The organism is Mycolicibacterium gilvum, assembly GCF_900454025.1.
Classification (GTDB): Bacteria; Actinomycetota; Actinomycetes; order Mycobacteriales; family Mycobacteriaceae; genus Mycobacterium; species Mycobacterium gilvum.
Genome location: NZ_UGQM01000001.1, coordinates 4,621,443 through 4,638,855 on the forward strand (window position 1 = coordinate 4,621,443; position 17,413 = coordinate 4,638,855).

18 protein-coding genes are annotated in these 17,413 nt (G+C 68.7%); 11 read left to right on the top strand and 7 right to left on the bottom strand.

What is annotated here, in order from left to right; translation table 11 throughout:
* Positions 1-14: 14 nt before the first annotated feature.
* The 5 genes from DYE23_RS21595 (at position 15) to DYE23_RS21615 (ending at position 3,956) form a co-directional block, all read left to right on the top strand.
* Positions 15-608, top strand: coding sequence for a lipid droplet-associated protein (locus DYE23_RS21595; protein ID WP_115329064.1), 594 nt, complete (start codon positions 15-17; stop codon positions 606-608).
* The gene (gene xseA, locus DYE23_RS21600; RefSeq protein ID WP_115328120.1) at positions 605-1,852 is read left to right on the top strand and encodes an exodeoxyribonuclease VII large subunit; all 1,248 of its coding nucleotides are present in this window, start codon (positions 605-607) and stop codon (positions 1,850-1,852) included. Before DYE23_RS21595 ends, xseA begins: the two co-directional genes overlap by 4 nt.
* Positions 1,849-2,058: an exodeoxyribonuclease VII small subunit gene (locus DYE23_RS21605; RefSeq protein WP_013471053.1), complete on the top strand. Its 210-nt coding sequence runs from the start codon at positions 1,849-1,851 to the stop codon at positions 2,056-2,058. The genes xseA and DYE23_RS21605 overlap by 4 nt, the downstream gene beginning before the upstream one ends.
* Positions 2,059-2,123: 65 nt before the next feature.
* Positions 2,124-3,236 (top strand): 3-beta-hydroxysteroid dehydrogenase, encoded by a 1,113-nt coding sequence (locus DYE23_RS21610; RefSeq protein ID WP_115328121.1) that lies wholly within the window; start codon positions 2,124-2,126, stop codon positions 3,234-3,236.
* A gap of 12 nt (positions 3,237-3,248) precedes the next feature.
* Positions 3,249-3,956, top strand: a complete 708-nt coding sequence (locus DYE23_RS21615) for an alpha/beta fold hydrolase (protein WP_115328122.1) — start codon at positions 3,249-3,251, stop codon at positions 3,954-3,956.
* Here DYE23_RS21615 and DYE23_RS21620 read toward each other — a convergent pair.
* Entirely contained in the window at positions 3,927-6,269 is a 2,343-nt protein-coding gene (locus DYE23_RS21620) for a putative bifunctional diguanylate cyclase/phosphodiesterase (protein ID WP_235660470.1), read from the bottom strand. The two genes, DYE23_RS21615 and DYE23_RS21620, sit on opposite strands and share 30 nt — an antisense overlap.
* A 254-nt stretch (positions 6,270-6,523) precedes the next feature.
* A complete protein-coding gene (locus tag DYE23_RS21625; RefSeq protein WP_115328123.1) occupies positions 6,524-6,988 on the bottom strand; it encodes an SRPBCC family protein in 465 nt (154 codons plus the stop codon).
* 62 nt (positions 6,989-7,050) lie between these two features.
* Here DYE23_RS21625 and DYE23_RS21630 point away from each other — a divergent pair, with 62 nt between their 5' ends.
* From DYE23_RS21630 to DYE23_RS21640, 3 genes are read left to right on the top strand one after another with little or no spacing between them, the layout of a single operon-like run.
* Positions 7,051-7,827 carry an SDR family NAD(P)-dependent oxidoreductase gene (locus DYE23_RS21630; RefSeq protein WP_011892960.1) on the top strand — a complete coding sequence of 259 codons (777 nt, stop codon included), beginning with the start codon at positions 7,051-7,053 and terminating at the stop codon, positions 7,825-7,827.
* Complete coding sequence (locus tag DYE23_RS21635) at positions 7,824-8,651, top strand: SDR family NAD(P)-dependent oxidoreductase (protein WP_115328124.1); 828 nt, start codon at positions 7,824-7,826, stop codon at positions 8,649-8,651. Before DYE23_RS21630 ends, DYE23_RS21635 begins: the two co-directional genes overlap by 4 nt.
* Positions 8,652-8,661: 10 nt before the next feature.
* Positions 8,662-9,837 (top strand): AI-2E family transporter, encoded by a 1,176-nt coding sequence (locus tag DYE23_RS21640; RefSeq protein ID WP_115328125.1) that lies wholly within the window; start codon positions 8,662-8,664, stop codon positions 9,835-9,837.
* Here the strand turns inward: DYE23_RS21640 and DYE23_RS21645 are convergent.
* Both DYE23_RS21645 and DYE23_RS21650 read right to left on the bottom strand, forming a co-directional pair.
* Positions 9,818-10,669 (bottom strand): dienelactone hydrolase family protein, encoded by an 852-nt coding sequence (locus DYE23_RS21645; protein WP_172527826.1) that lies wholly within the window; start codon positions 10,667-10,669, stop codon positions 9,818-9,820. The genes DYE23_RS21640 and DYE23_RS21645 overlap by 20 nt on opposite strands.
* A gap of 13 nt (positions 10,670-10,682) precedes the next feature.
* Positions 10,683-11,387 carry a DUF4245 domain-containing protein gene (locus tag DYE23_RS21650; RefSeq protein ID WP_372516303.1) on the bottom strand — a complete coding sequence of 235 codons (705 nt, stop codon included), beginning with the start codon at positions 11,385-11,387 and terminating at the stop codon, positions 10,683-10,685.
* A 55-nt stretch (positions 11,388-11,442) separates the two neighbouring features.
* On the opposite strand from DYE23_RS21650, the gene glpX reads away from it, so the two are divergent.
* From glpX to DYE23_RS21665, 3 genes are all read left to right on the top strand, one after another.
* On the top strand, positions 11,443-12,471 hold the full coding sequence (glpX, locus tag DYE23_RS21655) for a class II fructose-bisphosphatase (RefSeq protein ID WP_115328126.1): 1,029 nt from the start codon (positions 11,443-11,445) through the stop codon (positions 12,469-12,471).
* A gap of 33 nt (positions 12,472-12,504) precedes the next feature.
* Positions 12,505-13,914 (top strand): class II fumarate hydratase, encoded by a 1,410-nt coding sequence (locus tag DYE23_RS21660; protein ID WP_115328127.1) that lies wholly within the window; start codon positions 12,505-12,507, stop codon positions 13,912-13,914.
* Between the two features lie 104 nt (positions 13,915-14,018).
* On the top strand, positions 14,019-14,231 hold the full coding sequence (locus DYE23_RS21665) for a hypothetical protein (RefSeq protein WP_115328128.1): 213 nt from the start codon (positions 14,019-14,021) through the stop codon (positions 14,229-14,231).
* A 4-nt stretch (positions 14,232-14,235) separates the two neighbouring features.
* Here the strand turns inward: DYE23_RS21665 and DYE23_RS21670 are convergent, their stop codons facing one another.
* The 3 genes from DYE23_RS21670 to DYE23_RS21680 form a co-directional block, all read right to left on the bottom strand.
* A complete protein-coding gene (locus DYE23_RS21670) occupies positions 14,236-14,982 on the bottom strand; it encodes a polysaccharide deacetylase family protein (protein ID WP_115328129.1) in 747 nt (248 codons plus the stop codon).
* Positions 14,979-16,322: an RNA 5'-3' helicase PhoH2 gene (gene phoH2, locus DYE23_RS21675; RefSeq protein ID WP_011892951.1), complete on the bottom strand. Its 1,344-nt coding sequence runs from the start codon at positions 16,320-16,322 to the stop codon at positions 14,979-14,981. The genes DYE23_RS21670 and phoH2 overlap by 4 nt, the downstream gene beginning before the upstream one ends.
* Before the next feature lie 173 nt (positions 16,323-16,495).
* The gene (locus DYE23_RS21680; RefSeq protein ID WP_115328130.1) at positions 16,496-17,323 is read right to left on the bottom strand and encodes an acyl-ACP desaturase; all 828 of its coding nucleotides are present in this window, start codon (positions 17,321-17,323) and stop codon (positions 16,496-16,498) included.
* Positions 17,324-17,413 lie beyond the last annotated feature (90 nt).

Below are 17,413 nucleotides of genomic sequence, written 5' to 3' on the forward strand. Positions count from 1 at the left end.
CGTAGGCTGTGCGCATGTCGACTGCACCGTATGGCGTCCGTCTGCTCGTAGGTGCGGCAGTGACCGCCATCGAGGAGACCCGCAAGCTCCCCCAGACCATCCTGATGTACCCGATGACGATCGCGAGCCAGATCGCCCAGCTGGTCATGAAGATGCAGCAGGACGTCGCAGTCCTGGTCATCAAGGGCGACGAGACGCTGGAAACGATCTTCCCGCCCAAGGACGAGCAGCCCGAGTGGGCGACGTTCGACGAGGACTCCGGCGCCGACCGGGACTCCGACGACGGCAGGGACGTCGGAGACGTCGTGGAGCTGCCCGTCCGGGACGGTGAACGCCTCACCGAGGGTCGGTTCGCGCTGTTCAGCGGTGATCCCGAGGTCCCGAAGCAGGATGCGCCCGCCGAGACACCCGCCGCGTCCGCCGATGCACCCGAGATCGTCGCGGAGATCGAGTACGACTCGCTGACGCTGGCTCAGCTGCGCGCCCGCCTGACATCGCTGCGGGTGCCCGACCTGGAGGCCCTGCTGGCCTACGAGGAGTCGACGAAGGCACGCGCGCCCTACCAGACGTTGCTCGCCAACAGGATCACGCGCGCATCGGCGAAGTGACGCCGGAGGGGGCAGACGGCGCCCCCGGACAATCGGCGGACAATCCGTTCCCGGTCCGGGGCGTTGCGATCCGCGTCGCGGGCTGGATCGACAGGCTCGGCGCGGTGTGGGTGGAGGGGCAGATCGCCCAGCTCACGCTGCGGCCGAACTCGAACACCGCGTTCATCACGCTGCGCGACCCGGCCGCCGACATGTCGTTGTCGTTGACGTGTCCGCGTGGCCTCGTGGTCAACGCGCCCGTGAAGATGTCCGAGGGCACCCAGGTGATCGTCTACGGCAAGCCGAGCTTCTACACCGGTCGCGGCACCTTCTCGCTGCGCGTCAGTGAGATCCGCGCGGTCGGAATCGGCGAGCTCCTCGCCCGCATCGAGCGGCTGCGGAGGCTGCTGGACGCGGAGGGACTGTTCGATCCGCGCCTGAAGCGCCCCATCCCGTTCCTGCCGGACACCATCGGGCTGATCACCGGTCGCGCGTCGGCCGCCGAACACGACATCATGGCCGTCGCGTCGGGCCGGTGGCCCGCGGTGCGGTTCGCCGTGCGTCACACCGTGGTCCAGGGCCCCAACGCCGTGCCGCAGATCGTCGACGCCCTGCGCGCACTGGACGCCGACCGCGACGTCGACGTGATCGTGCTCGCCCGCGGTGGGGGCAGCGTCGAGGACCTGCTGCCGTTCTCCGACGAGACGCTGTGCCGCGAGATCGCCCGGTGTACGACGCCGGTGGTCAGCGCCATCGGCCACGAACCGGACAATCCGCTGTGCGATCTGGTGGCCGATCTGCGCGCGGCGACGCCGACCGATGCGGCCAAGCGGATCGTCCCCGACACCGCCGCCGAGCAGGCGCTGATCACCGAGTTGCGCCGGCGCAGCGCACGCGCGCTGCGCAACTGGGTGAACCGGGAGGCCCATGTCGTCTCGCAGCTGCGCAGCCGGCCGGTGATGTCACGCCCGCTGGCGGCCATCGACGCGCGTACCGACGAGATCGGCCGGGCCCGCGCCGCGGTCCGCCGCGACATCGCCCGCCTGCTGCGGGTCGAGTCCGACCGCGTCGGGCACCTGTCGGCCCGGCTGACCACACTGGGTCCGGCGGCGACCCTGGCACGGGGGTACGCCGTCGTGCAGACGGTCCCGGATGCCGGTGATCCGCGGATACTCGGGTCGGTCGCGGACGCACCGGCCGGCACCCGGTTGCGGGTGAGGGTCGCAGACGGGGCGATCACGGCGACGAGCGAGGGTGGACAGTGAAGCCTATTAGTGAGTTGGGGTACGAAGAGGCGCGCGATGAACTCATCGATGTCGTGGAGCAGCTCGAGCATGGCGGCTTGGACCTCGATGCTTCGCTCAAATTGTGGGAAAGGGGCGAAGAACTGGCTAAACGCTGTGAGCAGCACTTAGCCGGGGCGCGCGAGCGGGTCGAGAAGGCGTTGGCCGCCGGCCACGACGACGACTGACCCCGGCTCCAGGGTTTTCCGGTCCGACCCTCGAAATTGGAACACGTTTCAGTTATTCTGCCCGCATGGGCGATGCAACGCTGCGGACAGATCTCGGCCGGGTGCTGGTCACCGGCGGCTCCGGTTTCGTCGGGGCCAACCTGGTCACCGAACTCCTCGAACGGGGCCTGCACGTGCGCTCCTTCGACCGGGTCGCCTCGGCGCTGCCCGCACACGCGCGCCTGGAGATCTTCGAGGGCGACATCACCGACGCCGACGACGTCGCCGCCGCGGTGGACGGCATCGACACCGTGTTCCACACCGCGGCGATCATCGACCTGATGGGCGGCGCGTCGGTCACCGAGGAGTACCGGCAGCGCAGCTTCGCCGTCAACGTGACCGGCACCCAGAACCTCGTGCACGCCGCGCAGAAGGCCGGCGCCAAGCGGTTCGTCTACACGGCTTCCAACAGCGTCGTGATGGGCGGGCAGCGCATCGCCGGCGGCGACGAAACCCTGCCGTACACCGAACGTTTCAACGATCTCTACACCGAGACCAAGGTGGTCGCCGAGAAGTTCGTACTGTCCCAGAACGGGATCTCGGACATGCTCACCTGCTCGATCCGTCCCAGCGGCATCTGGGGCCGGGGCGATCAGACGATGTTCCGCAAGGTGTTCGAGAGCGTACTCGCCGGACACGTCAAGGTGCTCGTCGGCAACGAGAACGTCAAGCTCGACAACTCCTACGTGCACAACCTCGTGCACGGATTCATCCTGGCCGCTGAACATCTCGTCGACGGCGGCACTGCACCTGGCCAGGCCTACTTCATCAACGACGGCGAGCCGATCAACATGTTCGAGTTCGCCCGCCCCGTGGTCGAGGCGTGCGGCGAGCCGTTCCCGAGGTTCCGGGTTCCGGGTCGGCTGGTGTGGTTCGCGATGACGATCTGGCAGTTCCTGCACTTCAAGTTCGGACTGCCCAAGCCGTTGCTGGAACCGCTTGCGGTGGAACGGCTCTACCTGGACAACTACTTCTCGATCGCCAAGGCGCAGCGCGATCTCGGTTATCAACCGCGCTTCACCACCGAACAGGCGCTGGAGCAGTGCATCCCGTACTACGTCGAACTGTTCGACCGGATGAAGCGCGAAGGCGGCGCGCCGGTCGTGCAGGCCGCCGCACCCGCCCCGCCGAAGGGCTGAGAAACTTCGCGTATGCCGCAGTTCCGCTTCGCCGACACCGACGATGCGCGCATCCGCTACCTGGACTCCGGCGGAGACGACTACGGCGCGCCCGTGGTCTTCGTGCCCGGCTTCACCTGTGTCGCAGACGATTACGTCGAGGTTCTGCCTGCGCTCGGCCGCCGCGCCGCCGTCGTGGAACTCCGTGGACACGGACACAGCATCGGCACCGGCCGGTTCGACTCAGAGGCGTTGACCGGTGATGTCGGCGCCGTCGTCGACGCCCTGACCGCCGGACCCGTGCACATCATGTCGTTCTCGCGGGGGACGACGTATGCGCTGCTGTGGGCGCTCACCCACCGCGACCGCGTGCTCTCGGTGTCCATCGGTGACTACGTGCCCGAAGAGATCGAACTGTCCGACGACACCGCGCTCGGCCTGCTCGGCGGCCGATGGCGCGGGACGCCGGTCAGCGAGCGCGTCGACCGCGATGCCGGACTCGCGACGATCCGCTCGGCGCGCACACAGTCGTTGTGGGAGCGGCTGGCGCAATGGCAGCCGCCGCTGCTCGTCGTCCGCAGCCCGAACGCGCCGATCGTCGACGACGACGCCTGGACCCGCTACCGCGACGAGTTCCCGGGCGCGACGATGCGCGAGTTCCCCGACTCCCCGCACGACATCTTCCGCCCGGAGCGCAACCGCTACCCGGTGCTAGTCCGCGAGCACATCGAGTCGCGGTAGCGCCGCGGCGTCGACCAGGTCGGGCAGCCGGGCCGCGTCCGTCGGCCTGCCGAAGTAATAGCCCTGCCCGATGTCGCACTGCTTGTCGCGCAGCCAGTGCGCGGTCACCGGTTCCTCGACCCCTTCGGCGACGACGACGATGTTCAGCACGTGCGCGAGGTCGATGACGGCCGACACCACTGCGGCCGCGCGCGAATCCTCAGTCACCGGCGCCACGAAGTACCGGTCCAGCTTGATCTCGTCGATCGGGAGGTCCCGCAGATAGGACAGTGCCGAGTAGCCGCTGCCGAAATCGTCGATCGCGACCCGGATTCCGCAGAGGCGCAACTGCTGCAGGACGTCGGTCACCGTCCCGAGATCGTCGACGACGAGGTCCTCGGTGATCTCGACGGTCAGCATGTCTGCGGTCAGCCCACGCTTCTCCAGGGCGCCGAGCAGCCGGTCCGGCAGCTGCGCATCCCGCAAAGTCGGGGCGAAGAGGTTGACCGCCACCGGGATTCGCACCCCCTCGGCCACCCAGGCGGCGGCTGCGTCGAGAACCTTGTCCACCACGAGGTCGGAGACCGGTCGCATCAGACCGTGCTGACGCACCAGTGACATGAAGGCGCCCGGATAGAGCAGACCGAGTCGAGGATGCGGCCACCGCAGCAGGGCTTCGACGCCGATGATGCACCCGGTCCGCAGCGCGACCTTCGGTTGGTAGACCATCTCCAACTCGCCGGCGTCGATGGCGCGGCGCAACTCCCCCAACAACTGCACCTTCGCCGCGCCCGCCCCGGGCTTGCGGTCGGGGCTGTCGACGATCGAGTCCGCGTCGGGGCCGGGAAGCGTCATGTCCGGGTCGAAGGTGTAGACGCGCGACGACCGCGATTTCTTCGCGGTGTACATCGCCATGTCGGCCCGCTTGATCAGGGTCTGGGCAGATATGTCGGGTTCGTCGTGCGACGCGACCGCGACACCGATGCTGGGGTGCATCAGGATCTGGTGCCCGTCCACGACGAACGGTTCGGTGAACGCTTCGGCCACCCGCTGCGCGATCAGATCCGAAGACACCTCGTCGCCTTCGAGCAGCAGCGCGAACTCGTCGCCGCCGACACGGGCCACGGTGTCACCGCTGCGCACGCAGTCGACGATGCGACGTCCCGCACTGACCAGGAGGCTGTCGGCGACCGGGTGCCCCAGACTGTCGTTGACCAGTTTGAAGTCGTCGAGGTCGAGGGAGATGACGGCCACCGAGCGGTTGTCGCGCTCGCGCAGCATCAACGCGTGCGCCAACCGGTCCTGGAAGAGCGACCGGTTCGCCAGCCCGGTCAGCGGATCGCGCAAAGCCCTCTCGGCGGCCAGGGACAGGAGGTACCGGTTCTCCCGGGCCGCCACGGCCTGCCGCAGACACACGGCCGCGGTGATGAACGGCACGATGAGGCGTTCCAGCCCCGACATCACCACCAACGGCCCGATGGTTCCGGCGATCATGAACGGCACGTACGGCAGCCACACGGACACGTTCGGCGGCACTGTCAGCGCCCGGCGGTTCGACATCGTGGTGGACCGTGCCATCTGCCCGGCCGCCGCGAAGCACACCAGGCCGGCGGCCCATACGACGTCCAGCCAGCTGCCGGTGGAGTAGGTCCCGTTGACCACGGCATGGGCGAAACCGATGTCGGCGATGGTGGTCAGGGCGAACGCCGCGACCACCCTGGTCAGCACGGCCCGGTAGCGGATGTCGGACCGCACCAGGACCGACACCGTCACACCGAGGGCGACGATGTCGAGCACCGGGTACGCCGTCGCGACCACCAGCGTCAGGCGGTCGCCCTGATGGTCGGCGTACACGTCCTTCAGCGAGATGATCCAGGCGAGCAGGAACGCGGAGAGCGCGATCGTCACACCGTCGAGTGCGACCCGGAGCTTCGAATGCCGGGTCGACCCCATTCCGTACCGGGCCATCGTCAACACGGCCAGCACCGCGAGAATGGTGGACACCAGGTAGAACCCGTCGGCCGGCGACGGGAACAGCTGTGTGCGCAACGCGCTCTCGCGGATCAGCCAGGTCAGGTCACCCAGGGCGTACGCGGCCAGGGCGGCCGCCATCAACGTCCAGGATCTGCGCGCCCGCCCGCGGGCACTGCGCGCCGCCTGCCACGCGCTCACCGCGGCGAAGCAGGACAACGCGAGCGTGATCGCGTTGTCGAGAGTTCGCACCGGGAGTCCGCGGTCGCTGTCGACGGCAAGCAGGATCGCCAGCCCGACGGTCAGACCTATCGGTATCCACAGCCAGGGCCTCGCCTGAGGCCGGATCCGGCCTTTACTCACGGCGCCCCCATGCACTACCACCGCGCCCCGAGAATGGCGGACGGGTTTGCTCATCATACGGCCTGAATTGACGTGGAATTACCGCAGCGTGCTGCGTCCCGGGTTCAGCTCCAGTTCGCGGCGCATTTCGCGTGACCGGCATCACGAAATTTCGCGCAGGCCGACACGGCGCGTGGCCATTCCGCCGCCGAGGTCCATGCCATCGAGTTTGCCGAAACCGCTTACAGGTGAACAGGGCCGTTAGTCCCCGACCGTCAGCCGCCCTCGGCGATTCTCCTGATCGCCGCGAGCGTCGCCGGAATCCCGTCGCGCGCCGCGTCACTGCGCGTGACGATCTCGGCGTCGGCCTCGGATCCGAAACGCTCGTGGAACCCGTCGATCCCCTTGGGCAGGAACTCCCACGACTCGGTCAGCAGGGTGCCGTCGCCGTCGGGTTCGAGGGTGTATCCCCAGCGCACCCATCCGTCGTTGACCTCCCACGCGAACTCCCGGCCCGGTTCGGCCGCCACCACCTGGCTGCGCGTCTCCCAGGTCCGCTCGGGCAGTTCGTTGCGGCCGGTGAACCAGGCGCCCACCCGCGGACCGGCGCCCTCGTCCCACCAACAGGCCTTGCACACCGGACTCCACTCGCCCGTTCGCGTCACATCGGACACCAGCGCGTACAGCTTCTCCGGCGGTACGGCCACGGCGATGGACCCGGATCGCTTCAGTTCGGTCACCCCGCAGAGTGTGCCACCCCATAATTGGAACTCGTTCCACCCCGAGTCGAAGGGCCAACTGGATGAGCAACAGTAGCGAGCGGGTCGCCGTGATCGTCGGCGGCGCATCAGGCATCGGATGGGCGACGGCCCAGGCCCTGGCCGCCGAGGGATGCAGGGTGACGATCGCCGACCGCAACGCCGACGGCGCCCGCGAACGGGCGTCCGAGCTCGGATCCGGGCACCGCGCCGAAGCCGTCGACGTCACCGACGAGGACTCGGTGGCGCGATTGTTCGACGCGATCGGCCCGCTGGACATCGCGGTGAACTGCGCCGGGTTCAGCAACGTCGGCCTGATCACCGACATGGCCGCCGAGGACTTCCGCGCCGTCATCGACGTCTGCCTCAACGGCGCCTTCATCGTCACCAAGCACGCGGGACGGCATCTGCGCCGGGGAGGGTCACTGGTGCAGATCAGCTCGCTCAACGGCCGCCAGCCCGCCGCCGGCATGAGCGCCTACTGCGCGGCCAAAGCGGGGCTGTCGATGCTGACCCAGGTGGCCGCGCTGGAGATGGGGCCTCGCGGCATCCGTGTCAACGCGGTGGCCCCCGGCTTCGTCCACACCCCGCTGACGGCCGCCGCCGCGTCGGTCCCCGGCGTCGTCGAGGACTACGTCGACAACACCGCGCTGGGGCGCGCGGGCACCCCCGAGGACATCGCCGCCGCGGTGGTCTTCCTGTGCTCCCCCGGCACGTCCTGGATGACGGGTGAGGTGCTCGACATCAACGGTGGCGCGCACCTGAAGCGCTACCCCGACGTGATGGGCCACGTGATGAAGCTGATGGAGCCGGCCTCGTGAGCTCCACCGCAGACTTCGCGGGAAAACAGGCTCTCCTGACCGGCGGCGGCTCCGGCATCGGCGCCGCACTGTGCCGCGCCCTCGACCGGGCCGGCGCGCACGTGGTGTGCACCGACATCGACGAACTGGCCGCCGAGCGGGTGGTCTCCACGCTCAGCTCACGGGCGCGGGCAGCGCGTCTCGACGTCACCGATGCCGCGGCCGTTCAGGCGGCCGTCGACGACGTCGAGGCACGGGCGGGACGCCTGGACCTGATGTTCAACAACGCCGGCATCGTGTTCGGCGGCGAGACCGAACTGCTGACACTCGACCAGTGGAACGCGATCATCGACGTCAACATCCGCGGCGTCGTGCACGGGGTCGCGGCGGCATACCCGCTGATGCTGCGGCAGGGTCACGGGCACATCGTCAACACCGCCTCGATGGCGGGGCTCGCCGCCGCCGGCCATCTGACGAGTTACGTCGCGACCAAGCATGCGGTCGTCGGGCTGTCCCTGGCGCTGCGCTCGGAGGCGCTGTCGCAGGGTGTCGGAGTGCTCGCCGTGTGCCCGGCGGCCGTCGAGACGCCGATCCTGGACAAAGGGGCGGTCGGATCGTTCGGCGGGCGCGACTTCTTCCTGCGCGCGCAGGGCGGTAAGGCCTACGACGCCGACCGACTGGCGCGCGACGTGCTCGACGCGATCGCGCGCAACAAGGCAATCCTGATCAAACCTCGTGTGGCACATGCGCAGTGGATCCTCAACAGGCTGGCACCGACAGCCCTGAACCGGTTGGCCGCACGGTTTCTCTCCGCACAACAGTCATCGGCGGTCAACTCCGGATAGTGTGCGCCCCATGAGGGACGACTTCACCGTCAACCAGAAGCGGGCCCTGGCAGTGCTGACGGTGGTCGCCCTCGGCTTCGGGGCGTACTTCCTGCGCAACTACGTGCTGCTGATCGCGGTGTCCGCGGTCCTGGCGTATCTGTTCAGCCCGCTGTACCGGCGGTTGCGCACCAGGATGGGTCCGGGCGCTGCCGCGGCCACGACGCTGTTCGCCGCGATCGCGGTCGTCGCGCTGCCCCTGACCGGCGTGCTGTTCCTGGCTTTCCTGCAGATCAGCGAGATGGTCACCGGCATCGGGCACTGGGTCGAGCAGACCGACCTGACGGCGCTCGGGCAGCGCCTGCTCGACTCCGCCAACGAACTGCTGGCCCGGGTGCCGTTCGCGGACTTCACGCTGACACCGGAGTCCGTGCGCGACGCGATCGGCAAGGTCGGTCAGAACCTCGGCGAGCTCGCGCTCGGGTTCGCGCGCGACTCCGTCGGCGGGATCGTCTCCACCGTCACCGGGGCGATCATCTTCCTGTACGTGTTCCTGGCGCTGCTCACCAACGGCGACAAGGTGCTCGACCTGTTCCGCGACCTGAACCCGTTGGGAGACAACGTCTCCGACATCTACCTGGCCAAGGTCGGCGCGATGGTGTCGGCGACGGTCAGGGGCCAGTTCATCATCGCCGCCTGTCAGGGAGTCGCGGGTGCGATCTCGGTGTACATCGCCGGCATCCACAACGGCTTCTTCATGTTCGTGATCTTCCTGACGGTCCTGTCGTTCATCCCGTTGGGCAGCGGCATCGTCGTGATCCCCCTCGGCATCGGTATGGCGATCTTCGGCAACCCGGTCGGCGGCATCTTCGTGGTGGTGTTCCACATCATCGCGACGACGAACATCGACAACCTGCTGCGGCCGTTCCTGGTACCCAGAAGCGCACACCTGCATCCTGCGCTGATGCTGCTGGCTGTCTTCGCGGGCCTGCAGATGTTCGGGTTCATCGGCATCGTGCTCGGCCCGGTGCTGATGATCGTCGTGGTCACGACGATCAGCGTCTACCGGGTGGTGTACCGGGACGCACCGATGGAGTCGATCACCGGCACCCATTCCGACGACGACCCCGACCGCGAGATCCCGTGGTGGCGAAGGATTCTGCCCGGGAAGCCGAAACCGAAGCCGGCTAGGTCAGCCGCTCGGTGAGGAACTCGACGACACGCTTGCGCGCCTCGTAGGCCGGATGGCCGTCCACCTCGCGCACCTCGAGGGTCAGCACCGAGTGGGCCATCCTGCCGAAGCCGTGCGCATTGCCCTTCTTCGAGTCGATCTCGATGACCTCGAACGCGTCCCCGAGACGCTTCTTCAGCGTCGCGAAACGTGCCGCCGGCACCAGCGGGTCCTCGCTGAACCGCAGGCCCAGCGCACACAGACCTTCCTCGGCGGCACGGCGTTCGACGACCTGCAGTTCGGCCTCCGACAGACCGGGGTCGGCCCGGTGCCTGGCGGTGATCCCCAGCGGCAGCGAGGGCTGGCTCAGCACCGGCGCCAGCACGCTGTCGTCCACGGCCGCCGCCAACGCGAATCCCCCACTCCAGCACTCCCCGATCACACCCACGCCCCTGCCCGGTGTGCGTTCGTTCAGGTCGCGGGCCAGCGCGCGCAGGTAGTGGGCGATCGGCCGGTCGGCGTTGGTCGCGAATGCCGCGAACTCCTTTGCCACGCAACCGCGCACCATCACCGGCACCGCACCGGGCCGGATCCCCGGAGCGCCGGGGGTTCCGTACAGCGACGGTGCGGCGACCGTGAAACCGTTGTCCACCAGGTGGTTACCGAGCGCCAGCACCCCTGGGTGCAAGCCGGGCATCTCCGGGATGAGCACCACGCCGGGCCCGTCACCCCTGCGGTAGACGTCGTAGGTGAACCCGGCCGCGGTGAACGGCGCTGCGGTCCATCCGGTCAGGTCGGCTTCGGGAGCCGCCCCGGCGGCGCCCTCCGATGTGCGAGCCGTCCCCGGTGTGTGTCCGCTTGCGCTCATGGCGTCTCCCGCGTCAGGTGACAGTCAACGGCGGCTGCGTCTGCGTCGCCGCAGCAAGCGTACGGTATTCGTCCGCGCTGCCCGCCCCGGTCACGGCGAGTTGGGCGGGCCCGGTCGGGCCGCGGACCTCCGCCGTCCACACCGGTTCGTTGGGCTTTCCGTCGCGCTCGCCGCCCTGGTAGACCACCCACCGGACCCCGTCGACGTCCTCGACACCGGTCGGCACCATCTCGGAGCTGAACGACGCGACCAGTTTGTCCTCGTCCGCATTGGACTGAGTCAGGCTCAGGTACATGCCGCTCGGGGTCAGGTAGCCGACGACCGAGGCGACGGCGCGCACCCGCTGCCCGGACACCGGGTCGGTGCGCCCCGCCTCGATCCCCTTGCGGCTCCCCGAGTTCGACTGCCAGCCCTCGGGCAGCTGCGGCACCCGGATCGGGATCTTCAGCGCGTCGGCGTCGGCCTGCAACCCGGCAGGCGCGTCGTAGTCGGGGACCGGGCCCGCACCCGGGCCCGTCGGCGCGAACGAGCACATACCCAGCACTCCGGCCAGCACCACACACGCCAGCACCAGCGGCGCCACCGACCAGAACATGTCGCGGCCGTCCTGCAGCAGACGGGACTTCGCGGGCTTGGCGACCGGGACGGTGTAGCCGGCCGCGGCCTGCTCGGAGGCGTCTCCGGCGCCGGGGAGGCCCGGATCGGGCGGCATCGTCATGTCCGCCAGTATCCCAGCTCCCGATTGTGAACCCGCTAATGGGAGAATCTCGGCCATGAGCGCCTCGCGACGTGAAGCACCGGACCGCAACCTCGCCCTCGAACTCGTGCGGGTGACCGAGGCAGGCGCCATGGCCGCGGGCCGGTGGGTCGGCCGCGGCGACAAGGAGGGCGGCGACGGTGCGGCCGTCGACGCGATGCGTGAGCTGGTCAATTCGGTCTCGATGCGCGGCGTCGTGGTGATCGGCGAGGGCGAGAAGGACAACGCGCCGATGCTCTACAACGGCGAGGAGGTCGGCAACGGCGACGGGCCCGACTGCGACTTCGCCGTCGACCCCGTCGACGGCACCACGCTGATGAGCAAGGGCATGCCCAACGCGATCTCGGTGCTCGCCGTCGCCGAGCGTGGCGCGATGTTCGACCCGTCGGCGGTGTTCTACATGAACAAGATCGCCGGCGGCCCCGACGTCGCCGAGTTCATCGACATCACCTCGCCGATCGCGGCCAACATCCAGCGCATCGCGAAGGTCCGCAAGGCCTCGGTCTCCGACGTCACCGTGTGCATCCTCGACCGTCCCCGGCACGCCAAGCTGATGGAGGAGGTCCGGTCCGCGGGCGCCCGGATCCGCCTGATCTCCGACGGCGACGTCGCCGGCGCGATCTCGGCGTGCCGGCCGGAGTCCGGCACCGACCTGCTGGTCGGCATCGGCGGCACCCCCGAGGGCATCATCGCCGCCGCGGCCATCCGCTGCATGGGCGGCGAGATCCAGGCCACCCTGGCCCCCACCGACGACGAGGAGCGCCAGCGCGCCCTCGACCGCGGCCACGACCTGGACCGGGTGCTGACCACCAGGGACCTGGTCTCCGGCGAGAACGTGTTCTTCTGCGCGACCGGCGTCACCGACGGCGACCTGCTCAAGGGCGTCCGGTTCTTCGGCGGCGGCTGCACCACCCAGTCGATCGTGATGCGGTCGAAGTCCGGCACGGTCCGGATGATCGACGCCTACCACCGCCTGTCGAAGCTCAACGAGTACTCCGCGGTGAACTTCACCGGCGACAAGACCGCCGCCTACCCGCTGCCGTAACCCACCCACTCACCTCAGGAAACAGGGAGCCACATGGCCGACAAAGACGTCGAGTACCGCATCGAGCACGACACCATGGGCGAGGTCCGGGTGCCCAAGGACGCGCTGTGGCGCGCCCAGACCCAGCGGGCCGTCGAGAACTTCCCGATCTCTTTCCGTCCGCTGGAGCGCACCCAGATCCGCGCGATGGGCCTGCTCAAAGGCGCGTGCGCCCAGGTGAACAAGGACCTCGGGCTGCTCGCCCCGGAGAAGGCCGACGCGATCATCGCCGCCGCCGCCGAGATCGCCGACGGCCGCCACGACGACCAGTTCCCGATCGACGTGTTCCAGACCGGGTCGGGCACCAGCTCGAACATGAACACCAACGAGGTCATCGCGTCGATCGCGGCCGCCAACGGCGTGACGATCCACCCGAACGACGACGTCAACATGTCGCAGAGCTCCAACGACACCTTCCCGACCGCCACGCACATCGCGGCGACCGAAGCCGCTGTGCGGCATCTGATCCCGGCGCTGGAGGTGCTGCACGAGTCGCTGGACGCCAAGGCCCGCCAGTGGCGCACCACGGTGAAGTCCGGCCGCACCCACCTGATGGACGCCGTTCCCGTCACGCTGGGCCAGGAGTTCGGCGGGTATGCCCGCCAGATCGAGGCCGGCATCGAAAGGGTCAAGGCGACGCTGCCCCGCCTCGGTGAGCTCGCCATCGGCGGCACCGCCGTCGGCACCGGCCTGAACGCACCCGACGGTTTCGGCGCCAAGGTCGTCGAGGTGCTCGTCGACCAGACCGGCATCGCCGAATTGCGCACCGCGAAGGATTCATTCGAGGCCCAGGCCGCCCGTGACGGCCTGGTCGAGGCCTCCGGCGCCCTCAAGACCATCGCGGCGTCGCTGACCAAGATCGCCAACGACATCCGGTGGATGGGTTCCGGCCCGCTCACCGGGCTCGGCGAGCTGCAACTCCCCGATCTGCAGCCGGGCAGCTCGATCATGCCCGGCAAGGTCAACCCGGTGATCCCCGAGGCCGTCACGCAGGTCGCCGCGCAGGTGATCGGCAACGACGCCGCGGTGACCGTCGGCGGGCTGTCCGGCGCGTTCGAGCTCAACGTCTACATCCCGATGATGGCGCGCAACGTCCTGGAGTCGTTCACGCTGCTGGCCAACGTGTCGAAGCTGTTCGCCGCCAAGTGCATCGACGGCCTCATCGCCAACGACCAGCACCTCCGTGAACAGGCCGAATCGTCGCCGTCGATCGTGACGCCGCTGAACTCGGCGATCGGCTACGAAGAGGCCGCCAAGGTCGCCAAGCAGGCGCTGAAGGAGAAGAAGACGATCCGCCAGACGGTCATCGACCGCGGCCTGATCGGCGACAAGCTCTCCGAGGAGGAGCTCGACAAGCGGCTCGACGTGCTGGCGATGGCGAAGGTCAAGCCGGGCGACCAGTAGGGCTTTTTGGTACCCGGGAGATCTGCCAAACGCCTGACGAATCGTCAAGCCGGGCACAAGATTAGGGCAACCCTCCCGTTCCCAGGTATCAAACAGGAGTCGCGGTGACCGCTACCCTCGAACCCTCGTCGTCTGCTGCCCTCGTCACGACGGCCACCAGCCAGCCCGCGCTGCGGACCGGTTTCGTCATGCTCGGACTGGCGTCTCTGATGGATCTGTCGAAGGCGGACCGCGGCGGACGCGCGGACCGGGTACTCGCGATGTCGGGGGCCGCGGCCGCGGGCTGGTTCCTGGTCGAGGGCCGCAGGCGCCGATAGCCGCTCAGGCCCGCTCGCGGCTGCCGTAGAGGCTGCCCGGCGTCAGCGGCCCGAGTAGTTGCGACACCGTCACGAGGTGATATCCGCGCGCCCGCAGCGCGGGGACGACGTCGGCCATCGCGTCCACCGTCGCGGCAACGGTGTCGTGCAGCAGGACCACCGCCCCCGGCCGCACCTGCGTCAGCACCGCGTCCCGGATGCCGTCCGGGTCGGCGTCGTGGTGCCAGTCGCGCGGGTTGACGTCCCAGTTGACCGCGGTCAGACCCTGCCGCCCCGCCTCGGCCAGCACGCTGTCGTCGATCGCGCCGAACCCGGTGCGCGCCAACGGTGTCCGCTGCCCGGTGGCAGAGTCGATGGCCTCGGTCGCCCTGGCGAACTGGGCCGCGACGTCGGGCGGCGCGAGCGTGGTCATGTCGAGGTGCTGCCAGGTGTGGTTGCCGACCTGCATGCCGGCGTCGGTGATCCGCCGCGTCGCCGCCGGGTCGGCGGCCACCTTCTCCCCGATCACGAAGAACGTGGCTTTCGCGCCGTGGGCACGCAGGACGTCCAGCAGCCGGTCGGTGTGCGGGCCGGGCCCGTCGTCGAACGTCAGCGCCACGCAGGGCACCGCCGCACAGTCGACGGGGCCGGCCGCCGCCGTCGGTGCCGCGGTGAACACGGCCATCACCCCCAGCACCACCGCCCCCAGCCGGCGAATCGGGCGCGCTTGACGACGGTGAGCGTCGTCAAGCGCGCCGGATTCACTTGTCACGGGAGCGCGCCGGGGCTGATCTCCTCCAGCATCTCGGTGACCAGTGCCGCGATCGGCGAACGCTCGCTGCGCAGCAGCGTGATGTGGGCGAACAGCGGATGCCCCTTGAGCTTCTCGATCACCGCGGCGACACCGTCGTGCCGGCCGACGCGCAGGTTGTCCCGTTGCGCGACATCGTGGGTCAGCACCACCCGGGATCCGGCACCCAGTCGCGACAGCACGGTGAGCAGCACGTTGCGCTCCAGCGACTGCGCCTCGTCGACGATCACGAACGAGTCGTGCAGCGACCGGCCCCGGATGTGGGTCAGCGGAAGCACTTCGAGCATCCCGCGGGACAGCACTTCCTCAAGGACCGCCGGGCTGGCCAGACCTTCGAGGGTGTCGAAGACCGCCTGCGCCCACGGCCCCATCTTCTCGCTCTCGCTGCCCGGCAGGTACCCCAGGTCCTGGCCGCCGACGGCGTAGAGCGGACGGAAGACCACGACCTTGCGCTGGGTGCGACGCTCCAGCACCGCCTCCAGGCCTGCGCACAATGCGAGCGCGGACTTACCGGTACCGGCCTTGCCGCCGAGGGACACGATGCCCACCGACTCGTCGAGCAGCAGATCGAGTGCGACGCGTTGTTCGGCGGACCTTCCCCGGAGGCCGAACACTTCGCGGTCACCTCGGACCAGCTGCACCCTCTTGTCGGCGTTCACCCGGCCGAGCGCATGAGAGGTGCTGCCCAACAACCGAACTCCCGTGTGGCAGGGGAGATCGCGGGCCCCCTCGAGGTCGACCTCGCCGTCGGCGAACAGCGTGTCGATGTCCTCGCTGGGCACCTCGACCTCGGCCATTCCGGTCCACCCCGAGGTGACGACGTCCTGGGCGCGGTACTCGTCGGCGAGCAGACCCACCGCACCCGCCTTGACGCGCAGCGGAATGTCCTTGCTGACCAGCGTGACCTGTTTGCCCTCCGCGGCGAGGTTCGCCGCGACGGTCAGGATGCGCGCGTCGTTGCTGTCGTTGCGGAAGCCCGCGGGAAGCACCGACGGATCACTGTGGTTGAGCTCGACATGCAGCGTGCCGCCTTCTGTCCCAACGGGAATCGGTTCGTCGAGGCGTCCGTGCTCCAGACGCAGATCGTCGAAGAGGCGCAGAGATTGCCTGGCGAACCAGCCCAGCTCATGGTGGTGGCGTTTGGCCTCCAGTTCGCTGATGACGACCAGCGGGACGACCACCTCGTGTTCGGCGAACCGGGTGATGGCCCAGGGATCGGACAGCAACACCGAAGTGTCGAGCACATAGGTCCGGGTGATCGAATCAGTCACGTAGCGCTCCTCGAGGCTGCGCGTGTTCATGCGACCCCACACGAACTACTCGGTGGACACACACGCGGTCTCAGGACCGGGGCCGGCCCTTCCGAATCTGGACCGCCCGGACAGCAGAGCATGTCGCTAGCCATCGGAATCGACGCTACTCCCGGTGCAGTGGTGCCGCCTCGCAGGCGCGCCGTGTCCGAAAGTCGCGTGCGTTAAGAGCTGATGAACTGCTGGAGCGCCGGCTCCTCGGCGAGTCCCCACGCGGTGATGCGGTCGACGATCACCGTGCGCAGGTGGTCCTGATCGAAGATGCCCGCCTCGGCGACGACGGCGACCTTGTCCTGGTAGGCGTCGATGTCCCCGCCGACGACGCCGAGCTCGCCGGCGCGGCGCGCGATGGCCTCGACGGTCTCCTCACGGGAGTAGCCCAGACAGTGGCTCACCAGGTTGGCGAAGAACTGCTCGTGGCGTTCCTCGTCGCGCGCGATGCGCCCGACGAGTGCCTTCAGCACGGGCTCGTCGATCTGCGCTTCGAGGTTGCGGCAGAAGACGGCGTGGGCGCGTTCCCACATCGCCATGAACGCCAGGGTCTCGATCTGGCTGTAGGTGTCGGCGCGGTAGCCCTTCATCACGTGCTCGACGCGCACGTCCTCGTTGGCGGACGGGTCGATCTCGCGGGTCACGACGAGGTAGTTGCGCAGCGCGACGGCGTGCAGATGCTCCTCGGCGGTCCAGCGGCCCATCCAGCGGCCCCACTTGTCCTCGAGGATGAAGTGCTCGACGAGCTCACGGTGGTACCCGGCCAGGTTGTCCTTCGTGATGAGCAGGATCTCCAGCGCGTCGGTGACGGGCTTGGGCAGCGTCACGTCCGACGGCTCCCAGTCACGACCGCCGAGGAATGCGAAGTTCTCACCCTGGTCGAACGGCACGTAATCGTGGGCGAACCAGAGGTCCTCGGTGTCGAGATGACGCCGGAGCTCCTGCAGCACGACGGGCTCGAGTTCGAGGGTCAGAGCATTAGCGACAGGTTTCTGTGCCATGCGGTTACAGTAACCCAATTCTGTGGGAATCGTAAAATTCTCGGCCCGCGACACACCCGCCGAAATTGCATTCCCTCAGGACACGTGCGA